Origin of the sequence: Streptomyces sp. V2I9 (genome assembly GCF_030817475.1) — a bacterium.
Lineage (GTDB): Bacteria > Actinomycetota > Actinomycetes > Streptomycetales > Streptomycetaceae > Streptomyces.
On record NZ_JAUSZJ010000002.1, the window covers coordinates 4,152,290 to 4,169,119 of the forward strand.

Below are 16,830 nucleotides of genomic sequence, written 5' to 3' on the forward strand. Positions count from 1 at the left end.
GAGGGAGACGTAAACCGGTTGGGTCATCCGTTCGCGGACCGTGACAATGCTCTGTATGGGATATCTCGAAGCGGGGCATCTGGAGTACTACCTTCCGGACGGGCGGGTGCTGCTCGGCGACGCCTCGTTCCGGGTGGCCGACGGCGCGGTCGTCGCCCTCGTCGGCGCGAACGGGGCGGGCAAGACGACCCTGCTGCGGCTGCTCGCCGGCGAGCTCCAGCCGCACGGCGGCACGGTGTCGGTGAGCGGCGGGCTCGGGGTGATGCCGCAGTTCGTGGGTTCGGTGCGGGACGAGCGGACCGTGCGGGACCTGCTGGTGTCGGTGGCGCAGCCGCGCATCCGGGAGGCGGCGAAGGCGGTCGACGCGGCGGAGGAGAAGATCCTCACCGTCGACGACGAGGCCGCGCAGATGGCGTACGCGCAGGCGCTGAGCGACTGGGCGGAGGCGCGCGGGTACGAGGCCGAGACCGTGTGGGACATGTGCACCATGGCCGCGCTCGGCGTCCCGTACGAGAAGGCGCAGTGGCGCGAGGTCCGCACCCTCAGCGGCGGTGAGCAGAAGCGGCTGGTGCTGGAGGCGCTGCTGCGCGGGCCCGACGAGGTCCTGCTGCTGGACGAGCCGGACAACTATCTGGACGTGCCGGGGAAGCGGTGGCTGGAGGAGAAGCTGAAGGAGACCCGCAAGACGGTCCTCTTCGTCTCCCACGACCGGGAGCTGCTGTCGCGCGCCGCCGAGAAGATCGTCAGCGTCGAGCCGAGCGCGGCGGGCAGCGACGTGTGGGTGCACGGCGGGAGCTTCGCCACGTACCACGAGGCGCGCAAGGAGCGGTTCGCACGGTTCGAGGAGCTGCTGCGGCGCTGGCAGGAGGAGCACGCCCGGCTGAAGGCGCTCGTCCTGCGGATGCGGCAGCAGGCGGCGAACAGCCCCGACATGGCCAACCGCTACCACGCGATGCAGACCCGCTTCAAGAAGTTCGAGGAGGCCGGACCGCCCCCGGAGCCGCCGCGCGAGCAGGACATCAGGATGCGGCTGCGCGGCGGGCGGACCGGGGTCCGGGCGGTGACCTGCAAGGGCCTGGAGCTGACCGGGCTGATGAAACCGTTCGACCTGGAGATCTTCTACGGGGAGCGGGTCGCGGTCCTCGGCTCCAACGGGTCCGGCAAGTCGCACTTCCTGCGGCTGCTGGCGGGGGAGCCGGTGGCGCACACGGGGGAGTGGAAGCTCGGGGCGCGGGTCGTGCCGGGGCACTTCGCGCAGACCCACGCGCACCCGGAGCTGCTGGGCAGGACGCTGGTGGACATCCTCTGGACCGAGCACGCCAAGGACCGGGGCGCGGCGATGTCGGTGCTGCGGCGGTACGAGCTGGAGCGGCAGGGGGACCAGGCGTTCGAGCGGCTCTCCGGTGGGCAGCAGGCGCGGTTCCAGATCCTGCTGCTGGAGCTGGCCGGGACGACGGCGCTGCTGCTGGACGAGCCGACGGACAACCTGGACCTGGAGTCGGCGGAGGCGTTGCAGGACGGTCTTGAGGTGTACGACGGCACGGTGATGGCGGTCACGCACGACCGGTGGTTCGCAAAGTCCTTCGACCGGTATCTGGTCTTCGGCTCGGACGGCGTGGTCCGGGAGACGGCGGAGCCGGTGTGGGACGAGCGGCGGGTGGACCGCGTGCGGTGACCTCGGGCGGTCGGCGTTCGGGGCGGAAAGCTCGCCCCGACGGCCGACCGGGCCGGGGTGGTGCGGCCGGGGGCGTTTTGACCCCCGTGGGGGCCGACCGGTAGTCTTCTGGTTTGTTATGCGTATCGGCTGCGCTGTCATGGCGCGATGGGCCCATACGTAGGTTCTCTGGAGCAGTTACCAGTGGCTCGCATACGGGCATCGTTTCCCGGCATTGTGAGCCCCAGCTGCATGATCGCTTCAGGGGTGCCATGTTTCTGGACCTCATCCACTGAAGAAGCGAAGGCTACGAAGTGCGTACGTACAGCCCCAAGCCCGGCGATGTCACTCGCCAGTGGCACATCATCGACGCTCAGGACATCGTCCTGGGTCGTCTGGCCACCACGGCGGCGAACCTCCTCCGCGGCAAGCACAAGGCGATCTACGCCCCCCACATGGACATGGGCGACTTCGTCATCATCATCAACGCCGACAAGGTGCACCTGTCCGGCAACAAGAAGACCCAGAAGATGGCGTACCGCCACTCGGGCTTCCCGGGCGGTCTCCGTTCGGTGCGCTACGACGAGCTGCTCGCGAAGAACCCCGAGAAGGCCGTCGAGAAGGCCATCAAGGGCATGATCCCCAAGAACACCCTGGGCCGCCAGATGCTCTCGAAGCTCAAGGTCTACGCGGGCGACCAGCACCCGCACGCTGCGCAGCAGCCGGTCCCGTTCGAGATCACCCAGGTCGCGCAGTAGTTCCGGCCACCCCCTAAGACGTACAGAAAGATCTGAGGAGAATCGTGGCCGAGACCACTGTTGAGACGACCACCGACGACACGGTGGGCACCGATGGCGAGGAGACCTTCGCCGAGGTGACCACGTTCGAGTCCGAGGTTCCGGTCGAGGGCGAGTACACCAGCGAGTCCCTCGCGGGCCGCTTCGGTGACCCGCAGCCCGCCGCCGGCCTGGGCCGTCGCAAGAACGCCATCGCCCGTGTCCGGATCGTTCCGGGCACCGGCAAGTGGAAGATCAACGGTCGCACCCTTGAGGACTACTTCCCCAACAAGGTGCACCAGCAGGAAGTCAACGAGCCCTTCAAGGTGCTCGAGCTCGACGGCCGCTACGACGTCATCGCCCGCATCTCGGGTGGCGGCGTCTCCGGTCAGGCCGGTGCCCTGCGCCTCGGTGTGGCCCGCGCGCTGAACGAGGCGGACGTGGACAACAACCGCGCCACGCTGAAGAAGGCCGGCTTCCTCTCCCGCGACGACCGTGCGGTCGAGCGCAAGAAGGCCGGTCTCAAGAAGGCCCGTAAGGCCCCGCAGTACAGCAAGCGCTAAATATCGCCTGCTCGACTGCCACGTTCGCCCCGGCGGCACACACCGTGCTGCCGGGGCGTTCGTTTATCGACGCTCGCGGGCGTATAACGGCATAAGGCGTTCATCGGACCGGATGGATACGGGCGGGTCCGAGTGGCGGGTCCGGACCCGCCCGGACCCGTCCGGACGGGTCGTGGTCCGGTGGTCGCCGCCGTCGTGCATCTCGGGGACGGTCATTCCCTGGCTCCCGATGTGCCTTTTTGCGGGTTTTCATCGGATTTCGTTGTTTGGTTGCTCAGCGTGCGTGCTGTGCAGTAGTGGTTTGTGGTTTCGGAGCACTTCGGAGGACACCAGTGGGACGACTCTTCGGTACGGACGGGGTACGCGGTGTCGCCAACGCCGATCTGACGGCCGAGCTCGCGCTCGGCCTCTCGGTCGCGGCGGCGCATGTACTCGCCGAGGCGGGCACCTTCGCAGGCCATCGCCCGACGGCCGTGGTCGGACGTGATCCACGGGCATCCGGAGAGTTCCTGGAGGCCGCCGTCGTGGCGGGCCTGGCCAGCGCGGGTGTGGACGTGCTGCGGGTGGGCGTACTGCCGACGCCCGCCGTCGCGTACCTCACCGGAGCGCTCGGCGCGGACATCGGCGTGATGCTCTCGGCCAGCCACAACGCGATGCCGGACAACGGCGTCAAGTTCTTCGCGCGCGGCGGCCACAAGCTCGCCGACGAGCTGGAGGACCGGATCGAGACGGTCTACGAGCAGCACCGCACCGGTGAGCCGTGGGACCGCCCGACCGGCGCCGGCGTCGGCCGGGTCACCGACTACACGGAGGGCTTCGACCGGTACGTCGCCCACCTCATCGGCGTCCTGCCCAACCGGCTCGACGGCCTCAAGGTCGTCCTGGACGAGGCACACGGCGCCGCCGCACGGGTCTCGCCCGAGGCGTTCGCGCGGGCCGGTGCCGAGGTCGTCACGATCGGTGCGGACCCGGACGGTCTGAACATCAACGACGGCTGCGGCTCCACCCATCTGGACCTGCTGCGCGCCGCCGTCGTCGAGCACGGGGCGGACCTCGGCATCGCCCACGACGGGGACGCCGACCGCTGCCTCGCCGTGGACGCGGCGGGCGAGGAGGTCGACGGCGACCAGATCCTCGCCGTCCTGGCCCTCGCCATGCGGGACGCCGGCCAGCTGCGCAAGCAGACCGTCGTCGGCACCGTGATGTCGAACCTCGGCTTCAAGCTGGCCATGGAGCGCGAGGGCATCCAGCTGGTCCAGACGGCGGTCGGCGACCGGTACGTCCTGGAGTCGATGAAGGCCGAGGGCTACGCGCTCGGCGGCGAGCAGTCCGGACACGTCATCGTCCTGGACCACGCCACGACCGGCGACGGCACGCTGACCGGGCTGATGCTGGCGGCCCGCGTCGCCGCCACCGGCCGGAGCCTCGCCGAGCTGGCCGGGGTCATGCAGCGCCTGCCGCAGGTGCTCATCAACGTCCCCGACGTCGACAAGACGCGGGTGAACACCTCCGCCGAGCTGGCCGCGGCCGTCGTCGACGCGGAGCGGGAGCTCGGTGAGACCGGGCGCGTCCTGCTGCGCCAGTCGGGTACGGAGCCGCTGGTGCGGGTCATGGTGGAGGCCGCCGACATCGAGCAGGCGCGGGCCGTCGCGGGCCGGCTGGCCGATGTGGTGAAGTCCGCGCTGGGCTGAGCCCGCCCCGGACTCACCGGCGACCGACCGCGCGGCTCAGCCGCCCACCGAAGCCCCTGGCGTGCTCGCCGGGGGCTTCTGCGCGCGCCGGACCCTCCCCAGGCCCTTCTGGAGCAGGAGCGTCAGCGTGCCCGCGAGGACGATCCCACCGAGGTTGGCGAGGAGCTGCTGACCGGAGCCCACGGTCTGCTGGTAGTCGGAGTAGCTGAACGCGACGGCCGCGTTGGCGGCGGCCGGGACCGTCGTCACCGAGATCGCCACCCCGATCAGCGCCCCGGACTTGGCCGAGGTGAGCGAGAGCGTCCCGGCGATGCCCGCCAGGAACGCCACCACGAACGACATCCAGTCCGGGTGCCAGATGAAGCCGGTGTTCGGCCGTTCCTCGTCGATCATGGAACGCTCGAACAGGCCGAAGGCGTCCATCAGCCAGGCGAAACCGGCCGTCACGAGCATCGCCGCGGCGAATCCGCCGACCAGCGCCCACAGCGAGCGCGCCACCAGCCGGGGCGCACGCTGCACGAGGGCCGTGGAGATCCCGGCCAGCGGCCCGAACTCGGGGCCCACGGCCATCGCGCCCACGATCAGGACCGCGTTGTCGAGCATCACACCGCAGGCGGCGAGCATGGTGGCGAGGGCGAGGAAGGAGACATAGGTGACGGAGAACGTCGACTCCTCGTGCGTCGCCTCCGTCAGCTCCTCCCACAGCACCGCGTCGGCCCCGTCGCCGGGCGCCTCGTGCTCGGCCCTGTCGGCGTGGTCGGAGAGCGTCAGCTCCATGTTCTCCATGGTGATCGACCCGGACCGGTCGATACCGAGCCGACGCAGCGCACCGATCAGCTCGTCGCCCGCCTCCCGCGCCACGTCGCACATCACCACGTCACCGGAGGGCGAGCGGGCGGCACCGGGCAGAACCACCAGATGGGCGGTGCCGACGGTGGAGGACAGCAGATCGACGACCTCGTCGGTGGTGTCGGCCGGCACGATCAGACGCAGATGCAGCACGTGGGCTGCCCTCCCGGGGAGCGGATCGGTCAGAGCTTGCGCAGGGACAGCTTCCGGACCTTGTGGTCCGCCCCCTTGCGGAGCACCAGAGTGGCACGGCCGCGCGTCGGTGCCACGTTCTCCAGCAGATTCGGCTTGTTGATGGTCCGCCACATGGTGCGCGCGTAGTCCAGCGCCTCCTCCTCGGAGACCTGGGTGTACTTGCGGAAGTACGAGGACGGGTCCTGGAACGCCGTGGCGCGCAGCTTGCGGAAGCGGTTCAGGTACCAGGTCTCGATGTCCTCGGCGCGCGCGTCCACGTACACGCTGAAGTCGAAGTAGTCGGCCAGCCCGACGCGGGTGCGCCCGTCGCTGCCGGGCAGGGCGGGCTGGAGGACGTTGAGGCCCTCGACGATGAGGATGTCGGGGCGGCGCACGGTGAGCCGCTCGCCGGGGACGATGTCGTAGATCAGGTGCGAGTAGACGGGGGCGGTCACCTCGTCCTTGCCCGCCTTGATGTCCGCGACGAAACGGGTCAGGGCGCGCCGGTCGTAGGACTCCGGGAACCCTTTGCGGGAGGTCAGCCCGCGCGCCTGGAGCTCCTTCATCGGCAGCAGGAACCCGTCCGTGGTCACCAGCTCCACGCTCGGGTGCTCCGGCCAGCGGGCCAGCAGCGCCTGGAGGATACGGGCGGAGGTGGACTTGCCCACGGCGACACTGCCCGCGACCCCTATGACGAACGGGGTGCCGCGCTGTGCCCCGTGCCCGTTGCCGGCGTCCCCGAGGAAGGTGTTCAACGCGCCGCGCAGCCCGGAGGTCGCCTGGACGTAGAGGTTGAGCAGCCGGGAGAGCGGCAGGTAGACGTCCCGCACCTCGTCGAGGTCGATGACGTCCCCGAGCCCCCGCAGCCGCTCCACCTCGTCGGCGGTCAGCGGCAGCGGGGTCTTGTTCCGCAGCGCGCTCCACTCGTCGCGCGAGAGGTCGACGTACGGGGTCGGCGCGTGCTCGGTGCGACGGTGGGAGCTCCGTGCGGGCGATGTGATCACCCTTCATTGTTACGGGAGTTTTAACGCGGCGGGGGGTGGGGTCGGTCACGTGGGTGGCGGGGCCGAGCCTCGGAACCACGGGTTCGCGCGACGGTGGCCCGGACGGGTGGGGCCGGGGGCGGCCGTGGGGCCGGTGTCCGCTCCCCCTGTGCCGGACACCGGGCCCCTGTGCCGGACACCGGGCCCACGCCCGAGCTGGTGCGCCGTACGGTCAGGGCTTCCGGCCCTTGGCGTCGACGACCGCCGCCTCGGTCCGCGCGATGTTCAGCAGGAGGTCGCCGCGCTTGCGGACCGTGGGTGCGAGGCCCTCCGGGCCGGGGACCTCGTGGGTCCTGGTGACGACGTCGCGTTTGCCCGCGTAGCTGTAGTCCACCGGGTCGATGAGCAGCTCGCGCCGGCTGTTGACGTCGTACGCGCGGGTCACCGCGATGACCTGGCGGCCGGCGGCGTCCCGGATCAGGTGGTCGGTCACCTCGACGCCCTCGACCGTCGCCATCGCCCGGTAGATCCGGGCCAGAGCGTCCGGCGGGAGCGGGTAGGACTCGATCAGGACGGAGAGGGCCCGGAAGTTGTGCTGGGCCTCGTCCTCGCGTTCCTCGTTCTCGCCGTCACCGGAGGGGAAGGCCTTCCGCACCTTCGTGAGGAGCGCCTCGGGGTCCTCCGGCAGATCGGCGGCGAACCGGTACGACTCGCGTGCGGTGCGGTGGTCGGTGTCGGACGGGTCGTTCTCGGCGGCCTCGTCGTCGTACGGGACCCAGGAGTCGGGGCTGTAGCCCTCCCCGCCCATCAGCTCCTTGATCTCGGCGGGCATCCGCGCCCAGTGCTTCTCCTGCTCGGGGTTCTTCTCCCGCAGGTAGATCCACTGGTCCGGCCGGGGCTCCGGCGGGGCCTCCTGCTGCTCCAGGAAGTCGGCGGCCCGCCCCAGGGTGGCGGCCGGGCCGGACAGGTCGAGGTCGCCCGCCACGGTCGCCGGGGCCGAGGGCCGGGGGGAGGAGGTGTCGAGGACCTGGGGGAGCAACAGCGCCGCCGTGGTGATCGCCGCGACCGCGCCGAGCGAGGCGATCCGCCAGTCGGACCGCAGCCTGCGGGTACGGCGGCTCCTGCCGGCGATGGCGTCGGTCAGGAGTGCGCGGCCGGGGGCGAGGGCGGCGCGGTCGGGTACGGGGACGTCGGCGCGCAACTCCCGCAGCTGGGTCAGTTCGTCCATGACGGGTTCAGCTCCTGTTCGGCCGAGGTGAACGCGGGGTCGGTGCTCAGGGACGCGCGGACCTTGCGGCGGGCCCGGTTCAGCCGGGACCTGACAGTGCCCAGCGGTATCCGCAGCGCGTCCGCCACCTCCTGGTAGCCGAGGTCCGCCCAGGCGACGAGCAGCAGGACGTGCCGGTCGCCGGGGGACAGCGCGGCCAGCGCCCCGGCCAGGGGGGCCTGGACGGCCAGCCGGTCGTCCGAGCGGTCGCTCCAGGACGCGGCGACCGGGTCGTGACCGGTCCTGGCCAGCGCCTTCAGCGCGCGGACCTCGGTACGGCGGTGCTTGCCGATCAGGTTGGCGGCGATGCCGTACAGCCACGGCCGGGCCATCCGGTGGGCCGTGTCGTAGCGGTCGCGGGTGCGGAAGGCGATGAGGAACGTCTCCGCCGTGATGTCGTCCGCCGCGCCCTCCCCGAGGCGGCGGGCGGCGTAGCGGTGGATGTCCGGGGCGTGCCGGTCGTACAGCCCGGCGAAGAGTTCGGGTTCGTCGAGGGACTGGGCGATGACGTCGGCGTCGTTCCTGCCGTCGCCCGCGTCGTGTGCCGCCTCGGGGAGGGCCGGAGGTGGTCCGGGCACTGCGCCTCCAGGGTGCGTCGGTCGGTGTGGCTGTCACCCCTGTTGTCCGCAGCGGCGGGAAAGGTTCACGGGCGGACTCCGCCGTGGAGTCTGCCCGCCCGTTCGCCCCCGGAAGGTCAGGCGCGGCCCGGTCGCAGGGAGCGCAGCGTGCCCAGCGCCCGGTCCTCCCGCCCGCCGAGCCGAGCGGGGGGCGAGGGCGAAGACGGACACGGGCCGGGCCCACGGTGGGCCCGGCCCGGCTCTCCGGCGTTCTGCTCGCTCTCAGGCGTCCTGCGGGTACCAGCGCAGTTCGACGGTGTTGCCGTCCGGGTCGAGTACGTAGACCGACGTCGCCGATCCCTGGGCTCCGAAGCGGGGGACGGGCCCCTCCTTCACCGTGAACACTCCGGAGTCGATGACCTCCTGCCAGTCGAGCGGTTCGACGACGAGGCAGATGTGGTCCACGTTCGACTCGCCGCGCGGCCGGTCGAGCAGGTCGATGATCGTCGTCGGGCTGACCCGGACCGAGGGGAACGGGACCTTCCCCGCCCGCCACTCCTCCACCCGGACCGGCTCCAGGCCCAGCGGCCCGCAGTAGAACTCAAGGGCCCGCTCGACGTCCCCGACGTTGAGGACGAGGTGGTCGAAGTCCTTGACCTGGACCTTCGGCGGTATGGGCACGGTCAGACCTCCGACGCGTACGTGACGAAGTCGCTCCAGGCGGCGGGGGTGAAGCCGAGGTGGGGTCCGCCGGTGGGGAGCTGCTTGGAGTCGCGTACGTGGACGGTGGTGGGGGCGGTGGCGACCTCGACGCAGTCGGGGCCGTCGTTGGTGCTGTAGCTGCTCTTGAACCAGGTCAGCTCAGGGGCGCTCATGTCTCTCCCGGATGGCTTCAGTTCTGCGCGGCGTACGTGATGAAGTCGGCCCAGGCGGCGGGGGTGAAGCCGAGGTGGGGTCCGCCGGTGGGGAGTTGCTTGGAGTCGCGTACGTGGATGGTGGTGGGGGCGGTGGCGACCTCGACGCACGCCGGGCCGTCGTTGGTGCTGTAGCTGCTCTTGAACCAGGTCAGCTCAGGGGCGCTCATGTCTCTCCCGGATGGCTTCAGTTCTGCGCGGCGTACGTGATGAAGTCGGCCCAGGCGGTGGGAGTGAAGCCGAGGTGGGGTCCGCCGGTGGGGAGTTGCTTGGAGTCGCGTACGTGGATGGTGGTGGGGGCGGTGGCGACCTCGACGCACTGCGGGCCGTCGTTGGTGCTGTAGCTGCTCTTGAACCAGGTCAGCTCGGGGGTGCTCATGTCTCTCCCAGCAGTTTCTCGATGAATTCCCGCGACAGCCGGGGCGTGAGGCCCTGCGACCGGATGAGGTTGTAGCGCATCTCCAGGATCTGCACCTGCCTCGGATCGGTGATCAGCCCGCTGATCAGCTGAACCTCGTTGTGCCCGACGGCCTTTCCGTCCTTGAGCTTAATCACCTCGTGCGAACCGCCCAGACCTGCATGCTCCTCCGCCTCCATCGGCATGACCTGGATCTCGACATGCCGCAACTGGCTCAAGTCAAGCAAGTGTTCGAGCTGGCGGCGCAGGACCATTCTGCCTCCGATGCGCCTCCGGAGCGTCGCCTCTTCCTGGACGAAGGTCAGCAGCGGGGCGGGGCGGCAGTCGAAGACCACCTGCCGGGCCATCCGTGCGGCCACCAGGCGTTCGATGTCGTCCTCGGCGTACGCCGGCCGACGCTGTGCGTACAGGGCGCGTGCGTACTCCTCGGTCTGGAGCAGCCCGTGGATCACCTCACCCGCGTACGCGCCGATCTCGACCGCCTCCGCCTCCAGTTTCGCCAGGTCGCGGACCTTCCTCGGATACCGCGCCTCCTCCACGTCCTTCTTCATCGCGGAGATCTTGCCGTTCGCGCCCACGGCGGCGTCCGTCCTGTCCAGGAACTCCGGCTTCGGGATGCGCCTCCCGCCCTCGACCTTGAAGACCAGGTTCTCGCTGTACCCGATGGCCGTGCCCAGTTCTGCGGCGCGTAGCCCGGCCGACTCGCGCCACAGCTTGATCTGCCGCCCCACAGCCGCGATGACCGCGCCGGAGTCATCCTCCAGGCCGAACTCCCGGTCCTCTTCGGTTCCGTCGATCATCTGCCGCTCCCGCCTCCATCCCGTGCGCCCGCGCGGCGGGCCCCGTACGTACGGGGACAGGCCTGTACACACCAGGGACAGTGACGGTCCGTACCCGCGCCGATGCTTCTCAGAGTAGGTATGTCCGGACACTCTGAGTGACATGAACCAAGAAATCACCCAACCGAGGGCGCGGGCCGGACAGTTCGCCGTCCAGTTCTCCGCCACCCGCCGGGGCGCCCGGCTCGCCCGGCTGCTCGCCGCCGAGCAGCTCCGCTCCTGGGGTCTGCCGCTGGAGAACGCGAGCCTCGTCGTCGGCGAGCTGGCGGCCAACGCGGCGCTGCACGGGTGCGTCCCGGACCGCGACTTCCGGATTCTGCTGGGCGTGTACGGCGACGTGTTGCGGATCGAGGCCGTTGACACCCTGGGGGACTGTCTTCCGGAGAAGCGGGACCCCGACGCCGAGTCCGAGGGCGGGCGCGGCCTGTTGCTCGTCGAGGCGTTGTCGGTGCGATGGGGTACGGAGCACGGGCCGTTCCCGCGCAAGACGGTCTGGGCCGAGGTGGCGCTCACCGGATCGTGACAGTCACGATCCGGTGGTGCGGGAGAGGTCGCCGGTGACCCACGACGTAAAAGCTTTTGAGTACTTGTCTGTGATCACTGGAGAAATCACCCCACCCCACCCTCTGTGGGGACCCCTGCGGGTCCCGCGTCAGCGGGCGCGAGGCGTCATCACTCGCGCGGGTGAAGTGTGCTGATCGGGCTGGCTTTTGGCCCTGTTGGCGGGCATATGCTCACGCTGACCACCACCCCAGACATGAGACGGCCCCCGGCCGGGACTGGCATCCCGGCCGAAGGCCTGACCACCAAGGAAGTAGGAGCTTCCCGATGGATACCCAGCAGGTTAGCGTGCCCCCGCGCGCCCCGTCCTCCGGTGTCGTCCACGTCAACATCCGGCTCACCGACGGTTACACGATCATCTCCAACCGGCTCGCCCAGCACCGGGCCCTGTCCCTGCTGGCCATCGGCCTCGGCACCTACATCCAGTCGGTTCCCGCCGGGTGGCGCGTCGGGGTCAAGGCGCTCGCCGCGATCTTCCCGGAGAGCGAGGCGCGTATCGCCGCCGCGCTGCGGGAGTTGGAACGGCACGGGTTCCTGCGGCGCATCCGGGAGCGGGCGCGGGGCGGGCGGATGGCCACGCGCACGGAGTCGTACAACCATCCGGCGGCGGCCCGGCGGGCGACGACGGCCGGGCCCGTACGGCGGGTCGAAGGCGCGGGGGCGACGGTGACTGCGTCTGCGACGACTGCGACCGGGACGACTGTGACTCCGAGGGCGACTGCGCCCGCGACTGCGCCGACTGCGACCCCGATGGCGACTGTGACCGTGTCTGCGCCGACCGCGTGTGCGCCGACTGCGGCCGCGTCCGCGCCGACCGCGTGTGCGCCGACTGCGGCCGTGTCTGCGACGGTGACTGCCCCCGGCGCGGTGGTCGAGCCGGAGGCCGCGCCCGTACGGGAGGCCGCCCCCGTACCGGAGCCCGCTCGGCGGCTCGTGCCGTTGCCCACCGCGCCCAAGCCGCCGCCCCCGCCGCTGCCCCGCCCGTCCGCGCCCAGCGCCGCGTTGTCCGGGGAGGCCGCCCGGCTGCTCGCCGGGCTCCGCGCCTCCGCACCCCAGTTCGTCCTCTCCGAGGCGGACGTCGAGCGGCTCGCCCCCGCCGTCGCGGCCTGGCTGGAGCGCGGGATGCGCCCGGACGCCGTCCGGGCGGCGCTCACCGACGACCCGCCCGTACCCCTCCGGCACCCGGCCAAGCTGCTGCGGCACCGGCTCATCGCGCTCCTCCCGCCGCCGCTGCCCGCCCCGGCGCCCGTCGTCCCGCTCCAGACCTGCGACGACTGCGACCGGGCCTTCCGGTCGGCGGTGCCGGGGTGGTGCGGGGAGTGCGCCGAGGTCCGGTTCGGCGGGGGCCGCGCCGAACGCCTGGGGCTGAGCGCCTGAAAGCGGCGACAACTTTTTCCGGTTTTTCCGGCGGGCCTGTCGATCCGTGCCGGTCCCGTTCGTCGTCATGATGTAGGGCAGCCCCGAGGGGCTCGGAACACACAGGCGACAGGAGCCGACCATGAAGTACATGCTGCTGATCCACAGCGGGGCCGTCGACGAGCAGGGCGGCGCGCCCCAGTGCACCGTCGAGGACTGGATGGCTTACGACAAGGCCGTCCGCGACGCCGGGATTCATGTCTCCGGGGAGTCGCTGGCCGATCTGGTGACCGCGACCACCGTGCGCGTCTCGCCGACGGGGGAGCGGACCGTGACGGACGGGCCGTTCGCCGAGACGCGGGAGCTGCTGGGCGGGTTCCTCGTGATCGACGTTCCCGACCTCGACGCCGCCCTCGACTGGGCCGCGCGCTGCCCCGGCTCGCGCGACGGTGGCGCGGTCGTCGTCCGGCCGGTGGCCGACTTCGGGGCCTGACGGCGGTGGCGGGTGAGGGCGTGCCGTCGGAGGAGGGGCGGGGAGCGGGGGAGAACGCCCCGGCGGGGGACGCCCGGCTCGCCGTCGAAGCGGTGTTCCGGGAGGAGCGCGGGCTGCTGCTCGCCTCCCTCGTACGCCGGTTCGGGGATCTCGACCTCGCCGAGGAGGTGGCCTCCGAGGCGATCGAGGCGGCCCTGCGGCACTGGCCCGCCGAGGGTGTCCCCGCCCGCCCCGGCGCCTGGCTGCTGACGACCGCCCGGCGTCGGGCGGTGGACCGGTTGCGGCGCGACCAGGCGTACGCGGCGCGGCTCGCCGTCCTCCAGGCCGACGCGGAACGGGCCGAGGCCGTCGCCCCGGCTGCCGACGCCCCGGCCGGGGCCGGGGAACTGCCCGACGACCGGCTTCAGTTGTTCTTCACCTGCACCCACCCCGCCCTCGCCGCCGAGGACCGGGCCGCGCTGACCCTGCGCTGCCTGGCCGGGCTCACCACACCGGAGGTGGCCCGCGCCTTCCTCGTGCCGACGCCGACCATGGCCCAGCGCATCGTGCGGGCGAAGAAGAAGATCCGCGAGGCGCGCATCCCCTTCCGGGTGCCCGGCCCCGACGAACTGCCCGAGCGGCTGCCCGGCGTCCTCCAGGTCGTCTACTCGCTCTTCACCGAGGGGTACGCGGCCAGCTCGGGCCCTCGGCTCCAGCGGCTGGACCTGGCCGAGGAAGCGATCCGGCTGGCCCGGATACTGCACCGCCTGCTGCCGGCCGAGCGGGAGAGCGCCGGGCTCCTCGCGCTGCTGCTCCTCGTCCACGCCCGGCGCGACGCGCGGACGGGCCCGCAGGGCGAGCCGGTGCTCCTGGAGGACCAGGACCGGGGGCGGTGGGACCGGCCGATGATCGAGGAGGGCCGCGCTCTGGTGGTCCAGGCGCTGACCGGGGGTCCGACCGGACCCTACGGGGTGCAGGCCGCCATCGCCGCCCTGCACGACGAGGCGGAGGACGTGGCGTCCACGGACTGGCCGCAGATCGTGGCCCTGTACGACGTGCTGCTCACCCTCACGCCGTCCCCCGTGGTGGAGGTGAACCGCGCCGTGGCGGTGGCGATGCGGGACGGTCCGGGGGCCGGGCTCGCGCTGCTGGACGCGTTGGCGGGGGAGCCGAGGCTGCGGGCGTACCCGCCGTACGCGGTGGCGCGCGGGGACCTGCTGAGCCGACTGGGACGGGATGGGGAGGCCGCTGCCGCGTACCGGGCGGCGCTGGAGCTCGCGGGCACCGAGCCGGAGCGGGCCGCGCTGCGCCGCAAGCTGGGCGGACCGACGGACGGCTGACGGGCGGACGGTCGGGAGAGGGGAGAGGGGAGAGGCGGCGGGCGGGCGGATGGCCGCCCGCGGAGAGGCCGTCCGCCGCGCCGCACGACCGTTGCGCGCACCGGGTGTGGCGTACGGCCGTCGCGCACACCGGTCGCGGCGTACGCGGTGGCCGGCCGGACCGGAAGCCGCCGCCGTCCGGTGGACGGCATCCGATCCGGCCGGGTGCCGGAACCGGCTACCCGCTGTGGGCGAGCAGACCGGCGTCGATGACCTCGGCGATCAGGGTGGCGCCGCGGCTGTTCTGGTGGATGTGGTCGGTCGTGAGCACGAGCCCCCGCCGCCGGGAGATCGTGTCGAGGCTGCGGCGCAGCACCGCGTGCTGGACGAGGACGCCGATGACCGCTGCGGGCGTCGCCTCCCGGTAGGGGACCGGTGGTGGGTCCGCTCGGCGCAGTTCCTCGATCTGGCGTTCGTGGAGCGGAAGGTAGGCCACCGGGTGGGCGGCGGCGACCTCGGAGATCATCCGGCTGTACGTCTGCGATGCGCGGGCCGCTGCTCCGTCGGGTTGTTGGCCGAGCACCGGCAGCGACAGCAGGCCGATGGTCGCGTCGGTCTCCGTGCGCAGCCGTGTGACGACGGCGTCCAGGCACTGCTGGAACCAGCCCGCCGACGGGCGTTCAGGGAGCTGCTTGCGCTTCATGGCCTGCTCGACGGGGTAGTCGGCGAGGCTCGCTCGGGCGTCGTTGGTCCCGATCAGCACGGTGATCACATCGGGCGGGTTCGTGACGACGGCGTCGAGGCGCCGCAGGAGGTTGTAGGCGAAGTCGCCGTTGGTACCGAAACGGGCAAGGCGCAGGTCGCCGGGCGGGTGGCGTCGGGCGAGAAGGTCCAGGTAGTCGACGCTGAACTGGGCGCGGGTGAGGCTGTCGCCGAGGCACGCGACGCGTGTCGTCACGGCGTTTCCTCCGGGCCGGGCGTCCCGGCGTGTCCGGTCGCGCTGGTGTCGGTCCGGGGACGGGTGTCGGTCCGGGGTCGGTGGTCGGTGCCGAGGGTCGCGGTGACGGACAGGAGGGACGACGGGCCCTCCATGTCGACCACGTGCCACACCCCGGCCGGGTTGATGACGGCCTCGCCCGGTCCGAGCGGCACGCGGTCGGGCACCCCGTCCACCTCGCGGGTGACCGTCACGGACCCGCTGAGGCAGACGACCAGCTCGTCGCCGCCAGGGTGGCTCTCCCCATGATCGCCGGGCCCCTCGCCGTCGAAGATCATCACCATCCGGCCCTCGGCGCCGTCCGCCGCGACCGCGTCGCTGTAGGCCCGGAGCACCTCCGGGGCCCAGGAGAAGCCCTCGACGGGTTTCGCTCTCGATCCCAGCCCGAGGTGGACGGGGGTGGACCGCAGGTCCATGGCTCGGCGTTCGTCGTTGACGAGTCTCATGCCGAGGATCGTCCACGACGGCGCTCGGCCGGTCTTGAAGAAAAGGGAAGGGAGGAGGAGAAGCCGCCGCGGCGGGAGGACGGGGGCGGGCAGCGGTCACCCGGCTCCGAGCAGGACTTCGCCACGACGCCAGGCCGTCGGTGACCGGCCCGTGAACTCGCGCCAGTCCCGCACGAGATGGGCCTGGTCGGCGTAGCCGGAGACGGTCGCCACCGTGCCCCAGGGGAGCGGGTCCCGCGCCGCCGCCAGGTCGTGCGCGTGCTCGAAGCGCAGGACGCGGGCGAAGGTCTTCGGCGACAGGCCCACCTCACCGCGAAACCGGTCGGTGAGGTACCGGCGGCTCCAGCCGAGGTCCGTGGCGAGCTCACCGACCTGGACGCGGGCCGCGCGCCGCGACGAGGCGGCGCAACGCCTCGGCCACCTCGGGGCGCACCCGGCGCACGGGGTCGTCGCAGGTGCCACGGCCGACGGCGCGCAGGAGCAGTTCGTCCAGCACGGCGAACCGCGCCGCCCAGGTCGTGGCCGACCGGAGCCGCTCGACCAGCTCGACGCCGAGTGCTCCGAGGAGTTGGCCGAGGGGGACCAGCCGGTGGGCGAGCTCGGCGGCGGGTATTCCGTAGACGGCCCGCGCCCCGAGCGGAGTCAGCGCCACCTGAACACCGTGCTGGCGTCCGTCGTGGTGCAGCGCGACGGACCGGCACATCAGACCGCCGGCCACGCTGCCGAACCGGGTCACCGGTGACCCGTCGTCAACACCCGCCGCCAACTCCACAGGGTCCGACAGGCTGATCACCGCGGTGAGCGCGCGGCTCGGCGGACCGCAGTGCACCCCCGCCGGGAGCCCGCGGAGGTCGAAGCCCACGTACGTGTCGACGTACGGCCGCAGGGCGGGCGCCGGACGGGCGCTGATCCCGGTGGCCGTGTGGTCCTCCATTTCGTGAGTGTACGAGCCGCCCGGCCCGGAGAGACCGTCACCTGTTCTCGTACGGCCGCC

At 71.9% G+C, this 16,830-nt stretch carries 19 protein-coding genes and 1 pseudogene; 8 read left to right on the forward strand and 12 right to left on the reverse strand.

Features of this window, described 5'->3' with window-relative positions; genetic code table 11:
* Positions 1-55 precede the first annotated feature (55 nt).
* From QFZ71_RS18500 to glmM, 4 genes are all read left to right on the forward strand, one after another.
* The gene (locus QFZ71_RS18500) at positions 56-1,675 is read left to right on the forward strand and encodes an ABC-F family ATP-binding cassette domain-containing protein (RefSeq protein WP_307669291.1); all 1,620 of its coding nucleotides are present in this window, start codon (positions 56-58) and stop codon (positions 1,673-1,675) included.
* Positions 1,676-1,968: 293 nt separating this feature from the next.
* Entirely contained in the window at positions 1,969-2,412 is a 444-nt protein-coding gene (rplM, locus tag QFZ71_RS18505; RefSeq protein ID WP_003966932.1) for a 50S ribosomal protein L13, read from the forward strand.
* Between the two features lie 44 nt (positions 2,413-2,456).
* Positions 2,457-2,993, forward strand: coding sequence for a 30S ribosomal protein S9 (gene rpsI / locus QFZ71_RS18510; protein WP_373465128.1), 537 nt, complete (start codon positions 2,457-2,459; stop codon positions 2,991-2,993).
* Between the two features lie 332 nt (positions 2,994-3,325).
* Positions 3,326-4,684 carry a phosphoglucosamine mutase gene (gene glmM, locus QFZ71_RS18515; RefSeq protein WP_307669292.1) on the forward strand — a complete coding sequence of 453 codons (1,359 nt, stop codon included), beginning with the start codon at positions 3,326-3,328 and terminating at the stop codon, positions 4,682-4,684.
* A gap of 36 nt (positions 4,685-4,720) precedes the next feature.
* On the opposite strand, the gene QFZ71_RS18520 is transcribed toward glmM, so the two are convergent.
* From QFZ71_RS18520 to QFZ71_RS18560, 9 genes are all read right to left on the reverse strand, one after another.
* Positions 4,721-5,686, reverse strand: coding sequence for a DUF389 domain-containing protein (locus QFZ71_RS18520; protein WP_307669293.1), 966 nt, complete (start codon positions 5,684-5,686; stop codon positions 4,721-4,723).
* A 29-nt stretch (positions 5,687-5,715) separates the two neighbouring features.
* Complete coding sequence (gene coaA, locus QFZ71_RS18525; protein ID WP_307669294.1) at positions 5,716-6,711, reverse strand: type I pantothenate kinase; 996 nt, start codon at positions 6,709-6,711, stop codon at positions 5,716-5,718.
* Positions 6,712-6,922: 211 nt separating this feature from the next.
* Positions 6,923-7,918 carry a CU044_5270 family protein gene (locus QFZ71_RS18530; RefSeq protein ID WP_307669295.1) on the reverse strand — a complete coding sequence of 332 codons (996 nt, stop codon included), beginning with the start codon at positions 7,916-7,918 and terminating at the stop codon, positions 6,923-6,925.
* Positions 7,906-8,535 (reverse strand): RNA polymerase sigma factor, encoded by a 630-nt coding sequence (locus QFZ71_RS18535; RefSeq protein WP_307669296.1) that lies wholly within the window; start codon positions 8,533-8,535, stop codon positions 7,906-7,908. The genes QFZ71_RS18530 and QFZ71_RS18535 overlap by 13 nt, the downstream gene beginning before the upstream one ends.
* A gap of 261 nt (positions 8,536-8,796) precedes the next feature.
* Positions 8,797-9,195, reverse strand: a complete 399-nt coding sequence (locus tag QFZ71_RS18540) for a VOC family protein (RefSeq protein ID WP_307669297.1) — start codon at positions 9,193-9,195, stop codon at positions 8,797-8,799.
* 2 nt (positions 9,196-9,197) lie between these two features.
* The gene (locus QFZ71_RS18545; protein WP_307669298.1) at positions 9,198-9,389 is read right to left on the reverse strand and encodes a DUF397 domain-containing protein; all 192 of its coding nucleotides are present in this window, start codon (positions 9,387-9,389) and stop codon (positions 9,198-9,200) included.
* A gap of 17 nt (positions 9,390-9,406) precedes the next feature.
* Positions 9,407-9,598 (reverse strand): DUF397 domain-containing protein, encoded by a 192-nt coding sequence (locus tag QFZ71_RS18550; RefSeq protein ID WP_307669299.1) that lies wholly within the window; start codon positions 9,596-9,598, stop codon positions 9,407-9,409.
* Between the two features lie 17 nt (positions 9,599-9,615).
* Entirely contained in the window at positions 9,616-9,807 is a 192-nt protein-coding gene (locus QFZ71_RS18555) for a DUF397 domain-containing protein (RefSeq protein WP_307669300.1), read from the reverse strand.
* Positions 9,804-10,646, reverse strand: coding sequence for a helix-turn-helix transcriptional regulator (locus tag QFZ71_RS18560; protein ID WP_307669301.1), 843 nt, complete (start codon positions 10,644-10,646; stop codon positions 9,804-9,806). Before QFZ71_RS18560 ends, QFZ71_RS18555 begins: the two co-directional genes overlap by 4 nt.
* Positions 10,647-10,788: 142 nt before the next feature.
* Between QFZ71_RS18560 and QFZ71_RS18565 the strand changes: the two genes are divergently transcribed.
* The 4 genes from QFZ71_RS18565 (at position 10,789) to QFZ71_RS18580 (ending at position 14,414) form a co-directional block, all read left to right on the forward strand.
* Positions 10,789-11,208, forward strand: a complete 420-nt coding sequence (locus QFZ71_RS18565; RefSeq protein ID WP_307669302.1) for an ATP-binding protein — start codon at positions 10,789-10,791, stop codon at positions 11,206-11,208.
* 305 nt (positions 11,209-11,513) lie between these two features.
* Positions 11,514-12,623 carry a hypothetical protein gene (locus QFZ71_RS18570; protein ID WP_307669303.1) on the forward strand — a complete coding sequence of 370 codons (1,110 nt, stop codon included), beginning with the start codon at positions 11,514-11,516 and terminating at the stop codon, positions 12,621-12,623.
* Between the two features lie 121 nt (positions 12,624-12,744).
* Entirely contained in the window at positions 12,745-13,095 is a 351-nt protein-coding gene (locus QFZ71_RS18575; RefSeq protein ID WP_030798833.1) for a YciI family protein, read from the forward strand.
* A 20-nt stretch (positions 13,096-13,115) separates the two neighbouring features.
* Positions 13,116-14,414, forward strand: coding sequence for an RNA polymerase sigma factor (locus tag QFZ71_RS18580; protein WP_307669304.1), 1,299 nt, complete (start codon positions 13,116-13,118; stop codon positions 14,412-14,414).
* A gap of 217 nt (positions 14,415-14,631) precedes the next feature.
* On the opposite strand, the gene QFZ71_RS18585 is transcribed toward QFZ71_RS18580, so the two are convergent.
* From QFZ71_RS18585 to QFZ71_RS18595, 3 genes and pseudogenes are all read right to left on the reverse strand, one after another.
* Positions 14,632-15,351 (reverse strand): GDSL-type esterase/lipase family protein, encoded by a 720-nt coding sequence (locus QFZ71_RS18585; RefSeq protein ID WP_307669305.1) that lies wholly within the window; start codon positions 15,349-15,351, stop codon positions 14,632-14,634.
* Positions 15,348-15,836: a cupin domain-containing protein gene (locus QFZ71_RS18590; protein ID WP_307669306.1), complete on the reverse strand. Its 489-nt coding sequence runs from the start codon at positions 15,834-15,836 to the stop codon at positions 15,348-15,350. Before QFZ71_RS18590 ends, QFZ71_RS18585 begins: the two co-directional genes overlap by 4 nt.
* A gap of 96 nt (positions 15,837-15,932) precedes the next feature.
* A pseudogene (locus QFZ71_RS18595) lies at positions 15,933-16,770 on the reverse strand (helix-turn-helix domain-containing protein).
* Between the last annotated feature and the right edge of the window lie 60 nt (positions 16,771-16,830).

Bases quoted from the DNA above. Each gene is read 5' to 3' on its own strand.
- QFZ71_RS18500 (WP_307669291.1), top strand. From the start codon at position 56: ATGGGATATCTCGAAGCGGGGCATCTGGAGTACTACCTTCCGGACGGG.
- QFZ71_RS18530 (WP_307669295.1), bottom strand. From the start codon at position 7,918: ATGGACGAACTGACCCAGCTGCGGGAGTTGCGCGCCGACGTCCCCGTA.
- QFZ71_RS18545 (WP_307669298.1), bottom strand. From the start codon at position 9,389: ATGAGCGCCCCTGAGCTGACCTGGTTCAAGAGCAGCTACAGCACCAAC.
- QFZ71_RS18550 (WP_307669299.1), bottom strand. From the start codon at position 9,598: ATGAGCGCCCCTGAGCTGACCTGGTTCAAGAGCAGCTACAGCACCAAC.
- QFZ71_RS18555 (WP_307669300.1), bottom strand. From the start codon at position 9,807: ATGAGCACCCCCGAGCTGACCTGGTTCAAGAGCAGCTACAGCACCAAC.
- QFZ71_RS18560 (WP_307669301.1), bottom strand. From the start codon at position 10,646: ATGATCGACGGAACCGAAGAGGACCGGGAGTTCGGCCTGGAGGATGAC.
- QFZ71_RS18565 (WP_307669302.1), top strand. From the start codon at position 10,789: ATGAACCAAGAAATCACCCAACCGAGGGCGCGGGCCGGACAGTTCGCC.
- QFZ71_RS18570 (WP_307669303.1), top strand. From the start codon at position 11,514: ATGGATACCCAGCAGGTTAGCGTGCCCCCGCGCGCCCCGTCCTCCGGT.
- QFZ71_RS18575 (WP_030798833.1), top strand. From the start codon at position 12,745: ATGAAGTACATGCTGCTGATCCACAGCGGGGCCGTCGACGAGCAGGGC.
- QFZ71_RS18590 (WP_307669306.1), bottom strand. From the start codon at position 15,836: ATGAGACTCGTCAACGACGAACGCCGAGCCATGGACCTGCGGTCCACC.